The organism is Roseobacter cerasinus, assembly GCF_009811755.1.
Lineage (GTDB): Bacteria > Pseudomonadota > Alphaproteobacteria > Rhodobacterales > Rhodobacteraceae > Roseobacter > Roseobacter cerasinus.
The window spans coordinates 132,713-153,083 of record NZ_BLIV01000007.1; the positions used below are offsets into that span (position 1 = coordinate 132,713).

Sequence of the window (20,371 nt, forward strand, 5' to 3'; positions counted from 1 at the left end):
ATCCTCATGCTCTGGTGTCGAGATGCAAGTCCTTAGCGCCCTGTTGTCGGTGCGGTTTTGCGATAGGCGCCGGGGCTTTGGCCCATGACCCGGTTGAATTCGGAATAGAAATTCGACCGGGTCAGAAAACCTGCGGCTTCTCCGACTGCCCCCACCGCATCCCGGGTCTCTTGCAGCAGCCGTGCCGCTTCGGCCACGCGGAAATCATTGATGAACTGCGAGACATTCTTGCCGGTGCTGCGGTTGATCGCCTCCGAAAGGGCTCTGTCCGTGACCCCAAGCCTGCGGGCAAGGCGGGTCAGCGAGAGTTGCGGGTCCACGAACAAGCGGCTGTCCGTCAGAAACGCGGCGGCCTTACGGCTGAGGTCGGCGTCTTCGTCGCGCGGGGTCTCGGTGGGTTGCGATGTCTTTGGGTTGCGCAGGCTCAGCAGGGCCGCCCCTGCCAGTATGACGATCAGCATCAGGCTCGCCAGCGACAGAAGTCGCCCGACATTTGCACCCTCGTTGCGGGCGAAATCCAGAGCGATCAGCGTGTCCATCATCAGCGTTAAGCCGAGCAGCCCCGCGCCCACCAGCATCATCCGGCGCATGAACGCCACATGGGCCAGCCCCAGCTGTGACAGCCGGTCAGGTCCGCCGCGCCAGATGTGCAAAAGCGCAAGCGCATAGAGCGCGTAGCTCGACCCGATCATGACATCGAGCACAATGCGGATCTCGGGCCAGGCCGCCACAATCGCGGTGGCGAGCGCCGCCAGCCCAAAATGCAACAGCAGCGCGGGCTGCAGCCGGCCCGCTCTGTCGGAGAGCGCGACATAGCCCAGATAGAGCAGCGGCCCGATCCAGAACGGCAGCAGGCGCTGGATCACCAGCACATCTTGCACGTCATAGGCAAAGCGCAGCGCGACCAGTGCCGTTTCCACCATAATGAGCGCCGCGAGCAGGGCAAACAGCGCTTTTGCAGGCCCCGCCAGCCAGGCGCGCGTCAGCACCAGCGCACCGAAGAGCGCGGCGAGGCCGGTCAGAAACAGGGGCAGGGGAACCGAAATCACCGTTGGGTCTGTCCTCGATTGCGTGTCCGCTGTCCTGAAACGGCATTCAGGACAGCCAAGCCATTGCCCGAAAACGGCTCTTTGCTCAAGTCAGGATCATCGCAAACACCTATTCACGAGGATTCACATGAACAGCAACATGCGTCAAATCTGCCTCTCGGCCATGCTCGCCATTGGCTTTGCCCTGCCCGGCGAGGCTGCCGATTTTGCACCCGCGGTGGCCGAGTTCAAGGCGGCCCACCCGGATATGGAGCGCCGGATGAAAGGTCATATCTGGTATCCGTCACATGCCAAAGACGTCGAACGGCTTTTGCGTGGTAGCGCCGTCTGGCGTGACATCAACGGCCATCTGGATGCGCGGATCGCGCCCGGGGTCTTCCCGGTCGTGCTGATCAGCCATGGGATGTATGGCAACACTATGAACCAGGCATGGCTGGCCAAGCGGTTGGCGGCGGAAGGGGTTATCGTGATCCAGCCCAACCACCCCGGCACCGCCAGTTTTGATCGCGACCCCGATGAGGCGCGCCAGCTCTGGCTGCGGGCGACAGACCTGAGCGTGGCGCTGGATCAGGCCCTGACCGATCCACGGTTTGCCGATCACATCGACCCCACCCGCGTCGCGGCTGCGGGGCATTCGCTGGGCGGCTACACCGTCATGGCTGCTGCGGGCGCGCGGCATGACGTGGCGCATTATGCCGCCAGCTGCGCCGAGATACCGGAGCGGACCGACTGCGAGGTCATCGACATGTGGAAAGTAGGGGCTGATCCCGCAGATCATGCAGCCCTTCAAAGCGACCGGTCCGATCCCCGCATCCGCACGGTCATTCCCATGGATCTGGGCGGCGCGCAGACCTTCGCGCCGGAAAGCCTTGCCGAGATTGGTCTGCCGGTTCTGGTGCTTGGGGCGGGCCGGGCGGATATGCTCGATCAGGAGGTTGAATCCGGGGCGCTGGCCGCGGCCCTTCCGGCCGATAAGGTCACATACATAGAGGTCGAGGACGCGGGCCATTTCGACTACATGGGCATCTGCACCGATGAAGGCTACGACGTCCTGAAACGCGAGGTGCCGGGCGACGAGATCGTCTGCGTCAAAGGCCAGGCAGAGCGTATGGCCCGGCATGACGAGATCTTTGAGTTGATCATGGCGCATCTGCGCGCTGTCGATGTGATCCCGCAGGGCTGATGCCGCGCACTGGCCTGGGACACCGGGCCAGTGCACCTGTGGATAACTGTCACAGCTCCGTTACGGAATCGTCTTAACCCTTCTGCGACATCTTGTGGTCATACTGGGGCTTGTCAGTTGCAAACCACGAGATATAGTCACTTCCATCGGCGGGGTCGGCCCGCCGGACCGGACGCGGAACGGCAAAGGGTGCGTGTGAACATGGATGGCGATTTCAGGACGGATTTTACCCGTAACCCGGCAAGTTTGAGACATCGGCCTGCGTTGGTGCTGAATGCGGACTACCGACCGCTGAGCTATTACCCGCTGTCGCTTTGGCCCTGGCAGGAGGCTGTGAAGGCGGCCTGGCTCGACCGGGTGGACATTGTGGCGGAGTATGACGACACCGTCCGAAGCCCAAGTACGGAAATCAGGATCCCCTCTGTCGTTGTCCTGAAAGACTATGTCAAACCTCAAAAGCGCGTGGCCTTCACGCGCTTTAATTTATTTTTGAGGGATGAATTTCGCTGCCAATACTGCGGGGCACGTGGGGAGCTGACCTTCGATCACGTGGTGCCGCGCGCCAGCGGAGGGGTCACAAGCTGGCAGAATGTGGTGGCGGCCTGTTCGCCCTGCAATCTGAAAAAGGGTTCCAAACCGCTGCATCGCACAGGGCTCTCCTTGCGCAAGCCGCCCCGGCAGCCGGGCGCGGAGGAGCTGCGCAACATGGGCCGGAAATTCCCGCCGAATCACCTGCATGAAAGCTGGATGGATTTCCTCTATTGGGATGCCGAACTCGAAGCCTGACCGGCGCTCTTGGGTCTGCAGCACGATGTGTCGCAATCATGCCGGTGCCGTTGAGTTTTTTGGCTGAAACGGCCCTGATCTCGCGTCATCGTTGAAAAACCCGGAAAGCTGTGTTAACCATTTTACGTGCCGCGTAATTTTGTTGCGGTGCGCGACTATTTTTTGAAGTTATTTTAAATTTGTATTTCAAGGAGATGCATTGTGTCAGGTAGGCATCATGGGCTGTCTCGGCTCGACCAACTCACAAAAATCTGTCTGCAAGGTGGGGGGCCGTCAAAGCCTTTTGCGCAAACACTGGGCAGGCTCATGCCGCCCAACCCGGTGCAGATCAAGAACATCACCCACGCGGATGTGATCCACGCGCTGCATGATCTGTCGGAGACCATGCGCGCAACCGAGAACGAGGATGGCCCCGCCGACGCAGGCATGACTTTCCTTGGGCAGTTCGTCGACCACGATGTGACTTTGGACGCCACCTCGGCCTTGGGCACGCGGATCGACCCGTCGACCATCCCCAACGTAAGGACCCCGAGCCTTGACCTGGATTGTGTCTATGGCGCGGGCCCCGAGGCGTCGCCGCATCTTTACGGGGCCGGGGAGCAGGAGCAATTCCTGATGTTTGGTCGCCATGACAACCCGCTTGATCTGGCGCGGACCTGTGCGGGCAAGGCGCTGATCGGCGATCCGCGCAATGATGAGAACATCATCGTGGCGCAGGTGCAGGGGATTTTCATCGAGCTGCACAACATCCTGATGAGCAAGCGCGTCGAAGACGGCGACGAGGCAAAAGACATCAAGGCCTGCGCCCATGACGGCATCGCCAAGCACGTGTGGCATGATCATGTGGCGCCAAAACTTGCGAATTTCGAAGAGGTACGGCGGTTCATCCGGCTGCATTATCAGTGGATCGTGTGGAATGAATTGCTGCCTGCGTTCGTGGATCAGGCCTGCCTTGATCATGCCATGAAGCATCATCTCTTTGGCTGGGATGCGCCGGTGATGCCGGTGGAGTTCACTGGCGCCTGCTACCGCTTTGGCCACGCCACGACGCAGCATCAATACGCGATGCAGCGCGGAGCGGACGCCAAGGGGCTCTTTGCGACCGTGGGCTTTGGTCCGCGCCCGGCGGACGCCAATATGGACATGGATATGTTCTTTGGGATGTCCGGCGGCGATGCGCCGCAGAAAGCCCGCCCGGTTGGGCCAAGTCTGGGTTCGCCGCTCTTTGAGTTGCCCTTTGTGCACAGCACCATTGAACTGGCTGAGATCGAACATACGCTGACGGTGCAGCAATCACGCAACCTGGCGCTGCGCAATATGGTGCGGGATCGCTACACTTATCAGTTGGCGAGCGGTCAGCAGGCGGCGGCCCGGTTGGGCATAGACAAACATGTGCATGTGCCGGAGGCGCTCAAGGCCAAGGGGATCACCAAAACCCCGCTGTGGTTCTATGCGCTGCAAGAGGCGCAGGAGCATGGGGGCGGCAAGCTCACCGGGGTTGGTGGGACCATCGTCGCAGCGGTCTTTGCCAATTTGCTCAAGCGGGATCCGACCACCTACCTGCACATACCGCACTTCAAGCCCTGGGGTGGGTTTGGTGGTCAGCCGTCCTGCATGGCCGGGCTTGCGGCTTATGTGGAGAAACATCGCGGTCACATCAAGGATCCGAAAAGCCTCATGTGTGGCTGAGGCCACCGCCAGCCCGGCGCGCCAAGGCACGCCGGGCCGATCGGCGGGCGCGCCATCGCAATCGTCTGCGTGTGGGGAAAACGTGGTTAATTGCGCGTTAGACTCGGGCGGTGTTTTATGAACAGATGTTCAGAAATTTTACCAGTGGCCATGGCCGCTTAACGTCTTGTTAGCTGCTGGAGGCGGAGCGGTCTGTTTTCGTCAAGCAGCTCGGGTCAGGCGGCCAGATCAACCCAGACCGGCACATGATCCGAGGGTTTGTCCCGCCCGCGCACATCCTTGTCGATTGCGCAGTCCTGCAGCATGTCAGCCGTCTGCGGGCAGAGCAGCAGATGGTCGATCCGGATGCCGTTGTTGCGATTCCAGGCCCCGGCCTGATAATCCCAGAAGCTGTAGTGGCCCGGACCTTGCGTCCGTGCCCTGAACGCATCCGTCAGGCCAAGATTGAGAAGCGCCCGGAACGCGGTGCGGCTGTCCAACCGGAACAGCGCATCCTCGCGCCAGCTGTCGGGCTTGGCCGCATCCTCGGCTTGGGGAATGATGTTGTAATCGCCCGCCATGAGAAAGGGCGTCTCTTGCGCCAGCAGCTCTTCTGCACGGGCCTGCAAACGGGCCATCCAGCCTAGTTTATAGTCGTATTTCGGCCCGGGCACCGGGTTTCCGTTCGGCAAATACAGCCCGCAAATGCGCACTGCCTGCTGCGCGCCCATGACCGTGGCTTCGATATAGCGGGCCTGTGCATCCTCCGGATCCCCGGGCAGGCCCCGGCTGACATCCTCGAGCGGCAGCTTCGACAGGATGGCCACGCCATTGAAGCTTTTCTGGCCATGGGTTTCGACGTTGTAGCCGCGCTCCTCAAAGAGCTCGGACGGAAAGGCGTCGTCGACCGATTTGATCTCCTGCAGCAGCACGACATCCGGCTGGGCTGTGTCGAGCCATTCGGGCAGGGCCGCGATTCGCGCCTTGATCCCGTTGATGTTGAATGTGGCTATCTTCATCTGTGGCCCTCCGCACGCTCGACTCAGCTATCGCGCAACAGCTGCCGCAGGGCAAGGGCCGGGCCAAAATTCAGCCGCTGGGCGTGGGTGATTCTCGTTAAGGGTTCGTCGCGCGCCGCCAAACAACCTTAATATCCACAGGGTTATCCACTGTGGATAAAAAAAAATTAACCAATTTTCCCGTCATAAGTTTTCAAAGTCTGTCGCGATCTAGGGCGGGGCGTTCGTGTGGATAACCAAGTGTTAACACATTCTTAACGCGAAAAAAAGTTGGAAACTCTCCTTAAACGAGCAAGCGTTGAAGGGCGAATAAATCGTCTGGAAAGGGATGTACGATGAACACCAACACTTTGCTCAAAATCGCTGATGTGGATGAATTTGACGGCTGCACCACCAGCCTGCATGGCGGCGCTGGAACGGCGCTCTTTACCACCAGCATGGGGCCTGCGGGGTCTGACATGATGAGCGGCGAGGCCACAGGTCTTTTCACCACCTCCATGGGCCCGGAAGCTGACGCCTGGTCCGGATCGGAGACCGGCCAGTACACCACCAGCATGACGCCGCGTGGCGATGTTCTGTCGGGTGCGGCAACCGGTCTCTTCACCACATCCATGTAACACATAACACCCATGCCTCGACCTGTCCCTTTGGTGGCGGGTCGGGCTCGCGCCTTGTGCGGCGGTTTCAGGAAGGCAAAGGAAGAACCCCCATGTCTAACGTCGTCTCTCTGGGACTGCCGCGCAGGCTATCACTGGCCGAGCGCCATATGCTCTTGATGAAGAATTTCGCCTGCAACCGGCGCAAATCGGATGATGTTTTCTGGCTCAAGGAAAACGCGGAGCTTCTGAATGTTTTGGCCAGCAGCGGTGCCATGTTATCTGAAGAGGCGTTCGAACCCTACAGGCAGGTCTACCACGGGCTCAGAGAGCGGCTGCAGTTTTTCCCGCAATACTACCGGTTTTTGCTGTCGATCTGCCTGGATCTTGAAGACCTCGGGATTGGCGCGGGCGAGGGTACTGCCCTGTGCGACTGGGTGCAGCGGATGGGATTGGTCGACGCTGAACTGTCGGATCTGCAGCGTGCAGAGGCGCAGCGGTTGCTGTCCCGGCGCGGCGTCGGGACCGAGGATGCGGCCTTGACCCGGCGGCTCAAGCACTTCATCGCCCGGTCGGACACCTTTGCGCTGCCGAACAAGAAAGCAGCCTATGAGCTGACACATATCGTGTTCTACCTGTCCGACTACGGTGTGAAGCACCCGATGCTGGACGAAAACGCCATTGTCAGCCTGGAGTTTGCGGGGCTTCTTGCCTATCTGGATCAGGACGTGGATTTGCTGGCTGAGGTCTGCGTTGCGATGCGCTTTGCCGGTCGGCGCCCCAGTGTGATCTGGGAAGACTGGATCGCCCGCCAGATGCGCGGCTTTGCGCTGCGCGCCTCCGGCCCCTCGGCCAATGATGCCTATCACGAATATCTGGTCACCAGCTGGTGGGCGCAGTTTGCCGATCAGCCCAGCTTTCCGGGCGTGCCGGATGCTGCTGGTCTCTTTGTGACGCGCGATGTGGCCGGGAAAAGCCCGCTGCGCGCGATGTCGGAATACATGTTCCACCTGGGCCCGGCCCGCAGCGGGGATTGGAGCCTGATGCGTGATGCGCTCTCAGATGCGGTGGGCGCGGATGGTGAGGTGATCCTCGCAGGGGCCGAGCAATCGTCAGATCGGTTCGGGGCCTTTTTCGAAGGGTTTTCACGTGCTGATTTTTTATAAAAATCAGAAATTTACACGTCGACCCTCACCCTACATGGAGAAGGATGTGCCGCAGCCGCATGAACTGGACGCATTTGGATTGTCGATGACAAAGCGCGCGCCAATCAGTTCTTCGGTGAAGTCGATTGTGGCGCCGCCCAGAAAGGGCAGGGACACGGCATCGACCACAACTTTCTGCCCCGCGCCTTCCAGCACAAGATCATCGTCGCGCGGCTCATCCAACGCAATCTCATACTGAAAGCCGGAACACCCACCCCCTTCGACAGCGACGCGCAGCGCCTTGCCATCCGTGGCGGCGCCGATCTCGGCCAGTCTGTCAAAAGCGCGGGGCGTGACTTTGGGCGGAAGTTGCATGGGGCTGCTCCGGCAAGCGGTTTCAATGGGTCTCTGCCTGCAATATAGAAAGTCACAGGACAGGCGACAAGGACCAGCCATGATGGCGATTTTTGCCTCTGATCCCGCACGCGCCCGGGGGCGGCGCATACGGGAGGAGGAAAGCACCTTCCGCTCATGCTTTCAGCGTGACCGGGACCGGATCATTCATGCCAGCGCGTTCCGCAGGCTCAAGCACAAGACGCAGGTGTTCATCGAGCATGAGGGCGATTACTACCGCACGCGGCTGACGCATTCGATCGAGGTGGCGCAGGTGGCGCGCACGATTTCCGGCGCGTTGGGGCTGAATGCGGAGCTGACCGAGGCGGTGGCGCTCGCGCATGACCTCGGCCACACCCCCTTTGGCCACACCGGGGAGGATGCGCTCTCAGCCCTGATGGAGCCCTTTGGCGGGTTTGATCACAACGCGCAGGCGATCCGCATCGTGACGCATCTGGAGCGCCACTATGCGGAGTTCGACGGGCTGAACCTGACGTGGGAGACGCTGGAGGGGCTGGCCAAGCACAATGGCCCGGTGACGGGCGCGGTGCCTTGGGCGCTGCAGGCCTGCAATGATCAGCTGGATCTGGAGCTGCACACCTTCGCCAGTGCCGAGGCGCAGGTGGCGGCCATTTCCGATGACGTGGCCTACAACCACCACGATCTGCACGACGGGCTGCGTGCAGAGTTGTTCTCCACCGATGAGCTGGCGGAATTGCCGATCCTGAAGGGCTGTTTCGGCGCGGTGGATGAGCTCTATCCGGGGCTCAATTATTACCGCCGGCGACATGAGGCGTTGCGCCGCTTCTTTGGTGTGCTGGTGGAGGATGTGATCGGCTTTGCCCAAGCCCGTCTTCGGACCCTGCAACCGCAGTCGGTCGATGACATCCGCGCGGCGGGACGGACGATCATCCGCTTCTCCGACCCGGTCTTTGCCGATCTCAAGGTGATCCGCGCGTTTCTGTTCGACCGGATGTACCGCGCCCCCAGCGTGGTGGAAATGCGGGCGCGGGTGACCCGCGTGGTGGAGGAGCTGTTTCCCTATTTCATGGCGCATCCCGACCAACTGCCCAAGCAGTGGCGCAAGGATGTGGAAGAGGCGCAAGGCGAGGTGGCGCTGGCGCGCATTGTCTCTGACTATATCTCGGGCATGACCGACCGTTTTGCCTTGCAAGAGCATGAGCGGCTGATCGGCACCGCCTGAGTGCGGCTGCGGTTGACCCGCAGACCATGCGTGATACACCGCGCCAATCTTTTCCGAGGGACGCCCGAGATGAACCTTTTTGCCGATATACGCGCGCTTGTGTTGGAGTGTTTGCAGGGGATGGTCGCAGGTGGCCAGCTGCCGGAAGGCCTGTCTTTTTCCAATGTCACGGTGGAACCGCCACGGGATGCCGCGCATGGTGATATGGCGACCAACGCAGCCATGGTTCTGGCGAAACCCACCGGGCAAAAGCCGCGCGATATTGCCGAAGCGCTGGCCGAACGGCTGCGCGCCGACGATCGCATCACCAGCGCCGAGGTGGCAGGGCCAGGGTTCCTGAACCTGCGGCTGGCGCCCGGCGTCTGGCAGGGCCTCATCGGCGGCATCCTGACCATGGGCGCCGAGTTCGGGCGCGCGACCCTGGGGCAGGGCAAGCGGATCCACGTGGAATATGTCTCCGCCAACCCCACCGGGCCGCTGCATGTGGGTCACACACGGGGCGCCGTCTTTGGCGATGCGCTGGCCTCGCTGCTGGAGTTCGCGGGCTACGAGGTCACGCGCGAATACTACATCAACGATGGCGGCGCGCAGGTCGATGTGCTCGCGCGGTCGGTCTATCTGCGCTATCTCGAAGCGCATGGGCAGGAGGTCGCCTTCCCCGATGGTACCTATCCGGGTGACTATCTGATTGCCGTGGGCGAGGCGTTGAAAGCCAAGGTGGGCGACAGCTTTGTCGATCAGGGCGAGCAGGTCTGGCTGGCCGACGTGCGGGAGTTCGCCACGGATGCGATGATGGATCTCATCCGCGCCGATCTGAAGGCGCTTGGGGTGGAGATGGATGTCTTTTACTCCGAGAAATCACTCTACGGCACGGGCCGGATCGAGGAGGCGATTGATGATCTACGCGACAAGGGCCTCATCTACGAAGGCGTGCTGGAGCCGCCCAAGGGCAAAAAGCCCGAGGATTGGGAGCCGCGCGAGCAGACGCTCTTCAAATCCACCGAGCATGGGGATGACGTGGATCGCCCGGTCAAGAAATCCGACGGGTCCTGGACCTATTTTGCGCCCGACATCGCCTATCACTATGACAAGGTGCAGCGCGGGTTCGATGCGCTCATCGACGTCTTTGGCGCCGATCACGGTGGCTATGTGAAGCGGATGAAAGCGGCGGTCTCCGCGCTCTCCGACGGCGCCGTGCCGCTCGACATCAAGCTCTGCCAGCTGGTCAAGCTCTTCAAGAACGGTGAACCTTTCAAGATGTCCAAGCGGGCGGGGACGTTTGTGACCTTACGCGATGTGGTCGATCAGGTGGGCCCCGATGTGACGCGCTTTGTCATGCTCACGCGCAAGAACGACGCGATGCTGGATTTCGACTTTGACAAGGTCATGGAGCAGAGCCGCGAGAACCCGGTGTTCTATGTGCAATACGCCCATGCGCGGGTGGCCAGTGCCATGCGCAAGGCGGCCGAGGCGGGCATGCCCGTCGATGACGCCACGCTGCAGGCCGCCGATCTCAGCTTGCTGGATCACGAGGCTGAACTGGGTCTCGCGGCAAAGCTCGCCGAATGGCCGCGCCTGGTCGAGGCCGCCGCGCACAGCAATGAGCCGCACCGCGTGGCCTTCTACCTCTATGAGCTTGCGGGCACCTTCCATGCGCTCTGGAACAAGGGCAACGACGTGCCAAGCTTGCGGTTTGTGCAGGATGACCCAAAAGTCACAGCGGCGAAAATCGCCCTCGCACGCGCCACGAGCGTTGTAATTGCAGCCGGTCTTGGTATTCTCGGCGTCACACCGGCGCAGGAAATGCGGTAGCAAATCGCAACCTTCGCCAGAGCAGGCAAGCATCGGACGACTCGCGCGGCATGTATCTCGCGGGCAGTGAGGCGACAATGGCAGACATTCAATTCTCCCATGGCATGGGGGCCTACGGGCGTGAGCCGGAGGCCGAAGACGACGCGTTCAACTCCGGTGGCATGGTCATGATGACCAATGTGGCCGGCGCGGTGGTCTCGCTGGCGTTGATCGCGGGCATAGGGGTCTGGGGCTACCAGCTGATGGTGCGGGACGTCTCGGGCATTCCCGTGGTCCGCGCCGCGGAGGGCGAAATGCGCGTACGCCCCGACGATCCGGGTGGACAGCTTGCGCGCAACCAGGGGTTGTCGGTGAATGCGGTTGCCGCTGACGGGGCGGCCAGCGGTCCGGTCGATCAGGTTGTTCTGGCGCCGCGTGACATGGATCTCGCAGACGAGGATCAGCCCATTCGCGCCGATGCCGTGGAATCGGTGCGCCAGCCACAACCGCTGGCCCCTGCTGAAGAGATCATCGCTGGTGCGAAGCCTGTTGCCGCGCGGGTGCAGCCCGTCGTGGCGGATGCAGCGCAGGCCGGAGCCATCGACGCGGTTGTGGCGGAGCTGACGGCAGGGATTACGCCGCTTGACACGCCAGAGGGGGAGCTCGCAGCCCAGGACGTATCCGATGAGGGAGAGACGCCAGCGTCGGATCAGTGGGTCAAACGGCCTCGGCTGCGTCCGGGGGCTCGTGTTCAGCAGGCCGCCTTCGTCTCGACAGCACCCTCGGCCGAGGTTGAGGCAGCGGCGATCCCGTCTGGCACGCGGCTTGTGCAACTGGGCGCCTTCGACAGTGCCGATGTGGCGCGCAGCGAGTGGGGCCGCCTGCAAGGGCGTTTCGGCGAATACATGCAGAATAAGTCCCGCGTTGTGCAGCAGACGGACTCTGGCGGGCGCAGCTTCTACCGCTTGCGCGCCATGGGCTTTGTCGATCTGGCGGATGCACGTCGCTTTTGCTCCGCGCTGAAGGCTGAAGGGGCGGATTGCATTCCCGTGGCCGCAAAGTGAGCCGCTTCGGCGCCACTATTTTGGACGCCGACGGGCTGGTGCTGACCGCTGACGAAAAGGCCTTCTTCAAGGATGCGAACCCCTTCGGGTTTATTCTCTTCGCCCGCAATATTGAAACGCCTGATCAGGTGCGCAGGCTCTGTGCTGAGATGCGCGCCGCCGTGGGGCGCGATGCCCCCATCACCATCGATCAGGAAGGGGGCCGCGTGCAGCGGCTGCGCGGGCCAACCTGGACAGAGTGGACACCGCCGCTTGACTTTATCCAAGCCGCAGGTGCGCAGGCGGAAGAGGCCATGTATCTGCGTTACCGCCTGATCGCCGCAGAGCTTCACGACCTCGGCATCGACGGCAATTGCGCGCCCATGGTGGACTTGGCGAGCGCTGAGACGCATACCTTCCTGCGCAACAGATGTTATGGGGGTAGCCCGGATGCCGTTGCGCGTCTTGGACGCGCAACGGCATCCGGGCTCCTGGCAGGTGGCGTCCTTCCGGTGCTCAAACACGTGCCGGGGCATGGCCGCGCGACCCTCGACAGCCATTTCGACCTGCCGCGCGTGACAGCCGACGCCGAGACCCTGCTGCAGGAGGATTTTGCGCCCTTTGCCGCTCTCTCTGATCTCCCCATGGGGATGACGGCGCATCTGGTCTACGAGGCTTTTGATGCGCGCCCCGCCACGCTTTCCCCCCGGATGGTGGAGGTGATCCGCGAAGAGATTGGGTTCGACAATCTGCTCATGACCGATGATGCGAGCATGAAAGCGTTAAACGGATCCCCCGAAGAGATCACCACCGGCGCGCTCGCCGCAGGCTGTGACGTGGTGCTCTACTGCAATGCGCCGCTGGACATCCGCCGCCGCGTGGCTGAGGCCGCAGGTGAGATGACAGGCGCCGCACAGGCTCGCGCCGAGCGCGCCCTCGCCCATCGTACGCCGCCGGATGATATTGACATTGACGCCACGCGCGCGCAGCTTGAGACGCTGTTGAGCGGGGCTTAAGGTCGTTACGCATGGCTGAGACACCTTTCGAGGAAGACACCCTATCGGTGGCGGATCGGCTCGCTGCCGAGGCGCTGATTGTGGATGTCGACGGCTTTGAAGGGCCGCTTGACTTGCTTTTGACCCTCAGCCGCACCCAGAAGGTGGATCTGCGCAAGATCTCTGTTCTGGACCTCGCGCGGCAGTATCTGGCCTTTGTGGAGCGCGCGAAGGCGTTGCGGCTGGAACTGGCGGCGGATTATCTGGTCATGGCCGCCTGGCTCGCCTTTCTGAAATCCCGCCTGCTCTTGCCGCCCGATCCAACAGAAGAAGGGCCAAGCGGAGAGGAACTGGCAGCACATCTGGCCTTCCAGCTTGAGCGGCTACAGGCCATGCGCGACGCCGCAGCGCGGCTGATGGGGCGCGACCGTTTGGGCCGCGACTTCTTTGCACGTGGCCAAACACATGAGGTCACGCGGGTGCGCAAGGTGCAATACACCGCGACGCTTCTGGATCTGATGCAGGGTTATGCCCGCATCCGCACCCGCGACGAATTCCGCCCCTTTGTCATGGACCGCGACGCGGTGTTCACCATGGAGCAGGCGCTCGACCGGATGCGCGGGTTGATCGGCTTTGCGGGAGACTGGACCGATATTTCCAGCTATCTTCCCGAAGGCTGGGAGATGGACCCGGTGCGCCGCCGCTCAGCCACTGCCGCAACCTTTGCCGCATCGCTGGAGCTTGTTAAAGAGGGCCATCTGGAGATCCGGCAGTCCGAGACATTCGCGCCGATCCAGCTGCGCAAGAAGGACAGCCCGAATTGAGCGACGACTCCACGCCCGAGCAGGAAGAGAGCCTTTTTGAGGCGCCGCCTATGGGTGAGCAGGAGCGCATGGTCGAGGCCATCCTCTTTGCCACGGCGGAGCCCATCACCCTGCGCGAGCTGACCGCGCGCATGCCGCATGGCTCGGACCCCGCGGAGGCGCTGGTGCATCTGCGCAAACGCTACGAGGGGCGGGGGGTCACCTTGAGCAGGATCGGCGATGCCTGGGCGATACGGACCGCGCCGGACCTGGGCTTCCTGATGCAGCGTGAAACGGTCGAGACCCGCAAGCTCAGCCGGGCCGCCATCGAGACGCTCGCGATCATCGCCTATCATCAACCGGTCACCCGCGCTGAGATAGAGGAGATCCGCGGTGTTTCGGTCAGCCGCGGTACCGTGGATCAGTTGCTGGAGATGGAGTGGATCCGCTTTGGTCGCCGCAAGATGACGCCAGGACGGCCCGTGACCTTCGTGGTCACGCCGGGCTTTCTCGATCACTTCGGGTTGGAAAACGCGCGCGATCTGCCGGGTCTGAAAGAGCTGCGCGCGGCGGGTCTGTTGGAAAACCGCCCGCCGCCCGGATCTGGTTTGCCCGGCCCGGAAGATGAGCCTGACGAAGGGCGTGTCGAAGGACAAAGCGAGCTTTTTGAGGATTGAGCGCGTTTGTTCTGAAAATTGCTGCAATCTGTCATATATTTCCATCTATGACGTTCTGAACGAGGCAGAGGAATGGACCGACTGATCAACATGATCCTGCGGCAGATCATCCGGCGACTTGTGAATAAGGGGCTGAGCGCCGGGTTCAGAAAGACCTCGTCCAGGAGAAAATCTGATACTGGTCCGGAGCCGTCGCCCGAGCGTCAGAAACAGATCCGGCAGGCGGCGAAAGCCCTGCGCCACATGACCCGGCGGTAGCGCTGACCAAATCTCCAGCCGTGCGTCTAAGTCAAAAGATAGCGCTGAGGGTGGCCCAAGGCCCACCCCACCTGCCTGCTGCAGCCGGAGGCGTTTGTGCGACCGGTATGTCCCAGCAGGTCAGGTGGGCTTTCAGGCCACCTTCGCCCCATCGCCTGCATGTACAGGTGTCGCACTTGGCCGACGGATGTATGGCAATCCCAGATCCGACCTTGCCAGGGTGACGGAGTGCGCTCTATTTGGCGCGAAAATGTTTCGACAGCTTTAAGCCCTGCCCCTGATAGTTCGACGCAATGCCCACACCATAAAGCTGCGTTGGCACTTCTGCCATCCGCTCATAGATCAGGCGGCCCACCACTTGCCCATGCTCCAGCACAAACGGAGCCTCATGGCAGCGCACCTCCAGCACCCCGCGCGAGCCCGCGCCGCCCGCTGCATCATGGCCGAACCCGGGGTCGAAGAACCCCGCATAATGCACGCGGAACTCTCCCACCATCGCCAGGAACGGGGCCATTTCGGCGGCATATTCGGGCGGGATCGTGACCGCTTCGCGGCTCACCAGAATGTAGAAGGCGCCCGGATCCAGGATGATCTGGCCTGTGTCGCTGTGCACCTCTTCCCAGTAGGCGCGCGGATCGTAGTGGTTGATCAGGTCCAGATCAATCACACCGGTATGAGGCTTGGCCCGGTAGCCCACAAGCGTGGTGTCCGGCAGGCGCAGATCTACCGAGAAACCCAGCCCATCGTCGATCACCACCTCTCCATCGACGAGCGGGGTCTCGGCGTGCAGGGCGCGCAGCGCATCGTCATCCAGCACCGCCTGTCCGTCGCCAAAGCGGATTTGGTTGAGCCGCATGCCCGGACGCACCAGAACCGAGAACGAGCGCGGACAGATCTCGGCGTAAAGCGGGCCGCAATAGCCCGGTGCAATCCGGTCGAACTCCGTGCCGCCATCGGTGATGGTGCGGGTCAGCAGATCAAGCCGCCCGGTGGAGCTCTTGGCATTGGCCACGGCCTGAACCCCATTGGGCAGGGCCAGCGATTCCATCAGGGGAACCACATAGACGCAGCCTTTCTCCAGCACCGCGCCACCGGAAAGATCGACCTGATGCATCTCGAATTCTGCCAACCGGTCCAGAACGCGCGCATCGTGACCCGCAAGGAACGAGGCCCGCACGCGGTAGGCCATTGTGCCCAAACGCAAGTCGAGGCTGGCGGGCTGGATCTGACCGGCGATGATCTCACGCGTGGCGGCGATCTGGCTGTTCGCAATCATGCGGCTGATCAGTTGATTGGGCAGCACTCCGCTCATCTTGAACCTCCCTGAAATGCAAATGCCCGCGCAGATGCACGGGCCTTTGTCACATGTCGGCTCGTGGTCGGGCTAGCAGGACTCGAACCTGCGACCTTCCGTCCCCCAGACGGACGCGCTACCAGGCTGCGCCATAGCCCGACACGACGGCGTACATACCCGATCTGAGGGCCGAGGCAAGAGCGAATTGGCATCGGTCAGTCTTTTGCCACGTCTTTGTCCGCGGCGACCATACGGTCCCGCAGTTGGCTCAGTTGCGCTATCAGAGGTTCGATTGCGGCTTTCTGATCAGGGCTCAGCGTCTTGGTGACAACGAGCGCGGAGAGCGCGGCAGGCGCGGCCTCCATCTCGTCCTCGACCGGCAGGGGGCCGATCTCAATCGTCTTCGGCTTGTGCTCGCCATCCGGGGCGTCGAGGTCGAGTGAGGCCAAGGGTGCGGCATCGGTGGCATCCACAGGAGGCGGGCCGGAGCGTGGCCGCCGAACGAAGCTTGGCAGAGCGGCGTCGGGCGCAGGCTCTTCGGCCTCTGCGGCTGGAGTGTCCGCTGTGGGTACCTCGTCGGGCGTTGACACAGTGTCCGGATCCGTGTTCGCCGGTTCGGGTTCGGGTTCGGGTTCGGGTTCGGGTTCGGGTTCGGGTTCGGGTTCGTCCAGTGCAGGCTCCGCAGGCAGTGGGGGCGCCGCGTCGATCTCGGCTGCATCCACCTGCTCATCGTCAACTGTGGTTGCCTCTGGCGTGTCGTCTTCTGGCTCCGGCGTATCGAGCGCAGGGTCTTCTATCTCTTCAGGCTCATCCGGCGCGATGTCTGGCTCTGGCAGATCCAGCGTCAGTTCAGGCTCTGCCGTCTCAACCTCGGCGGCAGCGGTCTCTTCGGTCGCCGGAGGCGCATCAGCCTGTAGCTGTTCAGGCTCAACAGAGTCGAGGTCCGGCTGGGTCTCAACCTCGGCTTCCGGTTCATGGTCAGGCTCGGCCTCAAGCTCCGAAACAATTTCTACTTCGGGCGTCGAAACGTCTTCCACATCGGGCTCAGCGCCTGTATCCATCTCAGGCTCAGGCTCAGGCTCAGGCTCAGGCTCAGGCTCAGGCTCAGGCTCAGGCTCAGGCTCAGGCTCAGGCTCAGGCTCAGGCTCTATGTTCTCTTCGGCTGACTCCGATGCCTCGGTCACCGCTTCAGCCCCTGTGCTGATGCCCTCCTCTTCGACCTCTTCAGGGGAGGCCTCCAAGGCCTCAACAGGCACATCCTCTTGCAGGCCCTGCGCCGCTGCCGCGGTCTCCGCCACATCGCCCTCGATCACCGCCATCGTCAGATCGTCTAGAGGCTGCGATTGATCCGCCACATGGCTTACGCCATGTTCACGCAGCAGTTTCTGCACACCTTTGATGGTCAGCCCATCGTCATGCAAAAGCTTCTTGATCCCACCAAGCAGCAGCATGTCAGCGGGGCGATAGTACCGCCGCCCGCCTGCGCGCTTTACGGGTTTGACCTGGGCAAACTTGCTCTCCCAGAACCGCAGCACATGGGCTTGCACGCCCAGCCAGTCGGCAACCTCGGAGATCGTGCGAAAAGCATCAGGCGATTTGGGCATCAGATCAGGACTTGTTCCCGTCGGCCACGCGGTCTTTCATCAGATGCGAGGGGCGGAAGGTGAGCACCCGGCGCGGGTTGATCGGCACCTCTTCGCCGGTTTTGGGGTTGCGTCCGATCCGGGCGGATTTGTCCCGAACCGAAAAGGTGCCGAAGGACGAGATCTTCACCTGCTCGCCGCGCACCAGTGCGTCCGACAGATGCTCCAGCACGGATTCGACAAGCTGTGCGCTCTCATTGCGGGACAAGCCCACTTCGCGGAACACGGCCTCGCTCAAGTCCATGCGTGTCAATGTCTTTTCGGCCATCGTGTCCCCCCTGTCGGATTTTCACCAACCATAGGGGTGTCAGAATTTCAGAGTCAATATCAATGGCTTGGCCGCTGCCGATTGAGCGGGAAAATCTGCCCTACCACCGCAACACAACAGCGCCCCAGGCCAAACCACCGCCGATGGCCTCGGTGACGATCAGGTCCCCGGGCTTGATCTGGCCGCGATCCCGGCCCACGGAGAGGGCGAGGGGAATCGACGCCGCCGAGGTGTTGCCGTGGTCCTGCACGGTCACAACCACGTTTTCCATCGGCAGGCCCAGCTTCTTGGCCGTGCCCTGGATGATCCGAATATTGGCCTGATGCGGCACGATCCAGTCGACATCACCGGCGGAAACGCCAGCGCGCTCCATGGCTTTGTTGGCGGTGGCGGCGAGCTTTTCCACCGCATGGCGGAACACCTGATTGCCTTGCATGCGCAGATAGCCGGTTGTGCCGGTCGAGACACCGCCATCCACATAGAGCAGATCCTTGTGCCGCCCGTCGGAATTCAGATCTGTGGACAGAACCCCACGATCATCAGATGTCCCGGCACTCTCTGTTGCCTCCAGCACCAGAGCGCCCGCGCCATCGCCAAAGAGCACGCAGGTGGAACGGTCGGTCCAATCCATGATGCGGCTGAAGGTTTCGGCGCCGATGACCAGCACCCGCTGCGCCTGACCCGAGAGGATCAGCGCATTGGCGTTGGTGAGCGCATAGATAAAGCCTGCGCAGACGGCCTGCACATCAAAGGCAAAGCCGCCCTGCATGCCCAGTTCGGCCTGCACCATTGTGGCAGCAGACGGGAAGGTCAGATCGGCGGTGGAGGTCGCGAGGACAATCGCATCAATGTCTGACGGCTCCAGACCCGCATCCGCCAACGCGGCTCGTGCGGCCCTGGTTGCCATATTGGAGGTGGTCTCATTTTCGGCTGCAAAATGCCGCCGCTCTATGCCGGAGCGGGTGCGGATCCATTCGTCATTGGTGTCGAGCTTCGCCTCGAACTCCGCATTTGGAACCACACGTTCGGGCAGATAATGGCCCACACCTTTAACAACCGCGCGCAGGGTCATGATGCGCTCTCCTCCCCGGGCAGGCCCGCAACACGGGCGGCCAGCTTGTCGGTAAACTTGATATCGGCCAGTTGCGCCGCCAGCTTGATCGCAGCCGAGACGCCGGTGGCATCTGCCGCGCCGTGGGATTTCACCACCGTGCCGTTCAGCCCCAGAAAGACGCCGCCGTTCACGCGCCTTGGGTCGATCTTCTTTTTCAGCCGGCGCAGCGAGGTATAGGCCAACACCGAGGCCAGACGAGAGAGGGGCGAGAATTTGAACGCCTCGCGCAGCCGGTCGCCGATCAGGCTGGCCGTGCCTTCGCCGGTCTTGATTGCCACATTGCCGGTGAAGCCGTCGGTCACGATCACGTCGCAGATATCGCCGGAAATATCACCGCCTTCGACAAAGCCCACAAACTCGAAACCGGCCAGATCACGCTGATCTCGAATCAGCTCGTAGGCTTCTTTCAACTCTGTGCGGCCCTTGTGCTCCTCTGTGCCCACATTCAACAGGCCCACCCGCGGGCGGGGCAGGTCGAGGCCGTTGCGCGCATAGGACATGCCCATCATGGCATAGCGCAGCAGATCGTCGGCATCGGCCTTCACATCGGCACCCACGTCGAGCAATACGTTGAACCCTTGCGGGTTGGAGGAGGGGTAAAGTACGGCGATGGCAGGCCGGTTCACGCCCGGCAGCTTGCGCAGGCGGATCATCGACAGCGCCATCAGCGCGCCGGTGTTGCCGCAGGAGACGGCGACTGTCGCTGTGCCATCCCGCACGGCCTCAATGGCGGACCACATGGAGGTGCCCTTGCCGTTGCGCACGATCTGGCTGGGTTTGTCGTCCATGGTGACGACGCCGGTCGCGTCCCAAATCTCGACCCGGCCCGTCAAGGCCCGCTTGCGGGCGACAAGGCCGGTCAGCTCCGCTTCGGGCCCGTGCAGAATAAATTGGATGTCAGGGTTTTTGCGGGCCGACCAGTCGCAGCCCGCAACAACAGTAGCGGGGCCCTCGTCCCCGCCCATTGCATCTACGGATATGGTGATGCGTCTGGCCTTCGCGGATGCCTGATCGGTCTGCGCCGTCATAGAGCGACTGCCCCCCAAACCTCTGCCCTTATTGTTTAAGGGACAGGTTTAGGCCGCGTCGTCTTCCAGATCAATCTCTTCTGTCAGCGCAACGACTTCTTTGTCGTCATAGTGGCCGCAGGCGGCACAGACGTGGTGTGGGCGCTTCAGCTCACCGCAGTTGGTGCATTCGTTGGGGTTGGCAGCAACCAGCGCGTCATGCGCCCGGCGATTGTTGCGCCGCGATTTGGAGACTTTGTTCTGTTGAACAGCCATTGTCTTGGGCCTTTTGTCGTTCGGGGCCGGGCGCGCAAAATGGCGCGGGGCCGGGTTTCATTTCTGGTCCCAGAAATCGGGTCTGACGCGCGTTTAGGCCCAAGCCAAGCGTTTGTCCAACCCAATCTGGGTGAGCGGCGCAAAATACTGTGATTGCGG

Annotated in this window: 21 protein-coding genes and 1 tRNA gene; 12 read left to right on the plus strand and 10 right to left on the minus strand. The window is 62.1% G+C overall.

What is annotated here, in order from left to right:
• Positions 1-32 precede the first annotated feature (32 nt).
• On the minus strand, positions 33-1,049 hold the full coding sequence (locus tag So717_RS17465; protein WP_159979708.1) for a helix-turn-helix domain-containing protein: 1,017 nt from the start codon (positions 1,047-1,049) through the stop codon (positions 33-35).
• Positions 1,050-1,176: 127 nt separating this feature from the next.
• On the opposite strand from So717_RS17465, the gene So717_RS17470 reads away from it, so the two are divergent.
• From So717_RS17470 to So717_RS17480, 3 genes are all read left to right on the plus strand, one after another.
• A complete protein-coding gene (locus So717_RS17470; protein ID WP_159979710.1) occupies positions 1,177-2,232 on the plus strand; it encodes an alpha/beta hydrolase family protein in 1,056 nt (351 codons plus the stop codon).
• A 201-nt stretch (positions 2,233-2,433) separates the two neighbouring features.
• Positions 2,434-3,018, plus strand: a complete 585-nt coding sequence (locus So717_RS17475) for an HNH endonuclease (protein WP_159979712.1) — start codon at positions 2,434-2,436, stop codon at positions 3,016-3,018.
• 306 nt (positions 3,019-3,324) lie between these two features.
• A complete protein-coding gene (locus So717_RS17480; RefSeq protein WP_159979714.1) occupies positions 3,325-4,707 on the plus strand; it encodes a peroxidase family protein in 1,383 nt (460 codons plus the stop codon).
• Between the two features lie 215 nt (positions 4,708-4,922).
• On the opposite strand, the gene xth is transcribed toward So717_RS17480, so the two are convergent.
• Positions 4,923-5,705 (minus strand): exodeoxyribonuclease III, encoded by a 783-nt coding sequence (xth, locus tag So717_RS17485; RefSeq protein WP_159979716.1) that lies wholly within the window; start codon positions 5,703-5,705, stop codon positions 4,923-4,925.
• A gap of 335 nt (positions 5,706-6,040) precedes the next feature.
• Here xth and So717_RS17490 point away from each other — a divergent pair, with 335 nt between their 5' ends.
• Positions 6,041-6,322, plus strand: coding sequence for a DUF6749 family protein (locus tag So717_RS17490; RefSeq protein ID WP_159979718.1), 282 nt, complete (start codon positions 6,041-6,043; stop codon positions 6,320-6,322).
• A gap of 92 nt (positions 6,323-6,414) precedes the next feature.
• The gene (locus So717_RS17495; RefSeq protein WP_159979720.1) at positions 6,415-7,467 is read left to right on the plus strand and encodes a DUF6902 family protein; all 1,053 of its coding nucleotides are present in this window, start codon (positions 6,415-6,417) and stop codon (positions 7,465-7,467) included.
• Between the two features lie 30 nt (positions 7,468-7,497).
• On the opposite strand, the gene So717_RS17500 is transcribed toward So717_RS17495, so the two are convergent.
• The gene (locus tag So717_RS17500; protein WP_159979722.1) at positions 7,498-7,821 is read right to left on the minus strand and encodes a HesB/IscA family protein; all 324 of its coding nucleotides are present in this window, start codon (positions 7,819-7,821) and stop codon (positions 7,498-7,500) included.
• 79 nt (positions 7,822-7,900) lie between these two features.
• On the opposite strand from So717_RS17500, the gene So717_RS17505 reads away from it, so the two are divergent.
• The 7 genes from So717_RS17505 (at position 7,901) to So717_RS17535 (ending at position 14,610) form a co-directional block, all read left to right on the plus strand.
• Entirely contained in the window at positions 7,901-9,043 is a 1,143-nt protein-coding gene (locus So717_RS17505) for a deoxyguanosinetriphosphate triphosphohydrolase (RefSeq protein WP_159979724.1), read from the plus strand.
• A gap of 69 nt (positions 9,044-9,112) precedes the next feature.
• Positions 9,113-10,855, plus strand: coding sequence for an arginine--tRNA ligase (argS, locus tag So717_RS17510; protein ID WP_159979726.1), 1,743 nt, complete (start codon positions 9,113-9,115; stop codon positions 10,853-10,855).
• A gap of 77 nt (positions 10,856-10,932) precedes the next feature.
• Positions 10,933-11,898, plus strand: a complete 966-nt coding sequence (locus So717_RS17515; protein ID WP_159979728.1) for an SPOR domain-containing protein — start codon at positions 10,933-10,935, stop codon at positions 11,896-11,898.
• Positions 11,895-12,893 carry a beta-N-acetylhexosaminidase gene (gene nagZ / locus So717_RS17520; RefSeq protein WP_159979730.1) on the plus strand — a complete coding sequence of 333 codons (999 nt, stop codon included), beginning with the start codon at positions 11,895-11,897 and terminating at the stop codon, positions 12,891-12,893. Before So717_RS17515 ends, nagZ begins: the two co-directional genes overlap by 4 nt.
• Before the next feature lie 11 nt (positions 12,894-12,904).
• On the plus strand, positions 12,905-13,696 hold the full coding sequence (locus So717_RS17525; protein ID WP_159979732.1) for a segregation and condensation protein A: 792 nt from the start codon (positions 12,905-12,907) through the stop codon (positions 13,694-13,696).
• 50 nt (positions 13,697-13,746) lie between these two features.
• On the plus strand, positions 13,747-14,352 hold the full coding sequence (gene scpB / locus So717_RS17530) for an SMC-Scp complex subunit ScpB (protein WP_159979958.1): 606 nt from the start codon (positions 13,747-13,749) through the stop codon (positions 14,350-14,352).
• Between the two features lie 72 nt (positions 14,353-14,424).
• A complete protein-coding gene (locus So717_RS17535; RefSeq protein ID WP_159979734.1) occupies positions 14,425-14,610 on the plus strand; it encodes a hypothetical protein in 186 nt (61 codons plus the stop codon).
• 235 nt (positions 14,611-14,845) lie between these two features.
• Here So717_RS17535 and So717_RS17540 read toward each other — a convergent pair whose 3' ends face one another.
• From So717_RS17540 to rpmF, 7 genes are all read right to left on the minus strand, one after another.
• The gene (locus tag So717_RS17540; RefSeq protein ID WP_159979736.1) at positions 14,846-15,922 is read right to left on the minus strand and encodes a 2'-deoxycytidine 5'-triphosphate deaminase; all 1,077 of its coding nucleotides are present in this window, start codon (positions 15,920-15,922) and stop codon (positions 14,846-14,848) included.
• A gap of 64 nt (positions 15,923-15,986) precedes the next feature.
• Positions 15,987-16,063, minus strand: a tRNA-Pro gene (locus So717_RS17545).
• 56 nt (positions 16,064-16,119) lie between these two features.
• On the minus strand, positions 16,120-17,508 hold the full coding sequence (locus So717_RS22360; protein ID WP_238841044.1) for a MerR family transcriptional regulator: 1,389 nt from the start codon (positions 17,506-17,508) through the stop codon (positions 16,120-16,122).
• A 4-nt stretch (positions 17,509-17,512) separates the two neighbouring features.
• A complete protein-coding gene (ihfA, locus tag So717_RS17555) occupies positions 17,513-17,815 on the minus strand; it encodes an integration host factor subunit alpha (RefSeq protein WP_159979738.1) in 303 nt (100 codons plus the stop codon).
• A gap of 100 nt (positions 17,816-17,915) precedes the next feature.
• A complete protein-coding gene (locus So717_RS17560; protein WP_159979740.1) occupies positions 17,916-18,887 on the minus strand; it encodes a beta-ketoacyl-ACP synthase III in 972 nt (323 codons plus the stop codon).
• Entirely contained in the window at positions 18,884-19,957 is a 1,074-nt protein-coding gene (gene plsX / locus So717_RS17565; protein WP_159979742.1) for a phosphate acyltransferase PlsX, read from the minus strand. The genes So717_RS17560 and plsX overlap by 4 nt, the downstream gene beginning before the upstream one ends.
• A 48-nt stretch (positions 19,958-20,005) precedes the next feature.
• A complete protein-coding gene (gene rpmF / locus So717_RS17570; protein WP_159979744.1) occupies positions 20,006-20,212 on the minus strand; it encodes a 50S ribosomal protein L32 in 207 nt (68 codons plus the stop codon).
• Positions 20,213-20,371 lie beyond the last annotated feature (159 nt).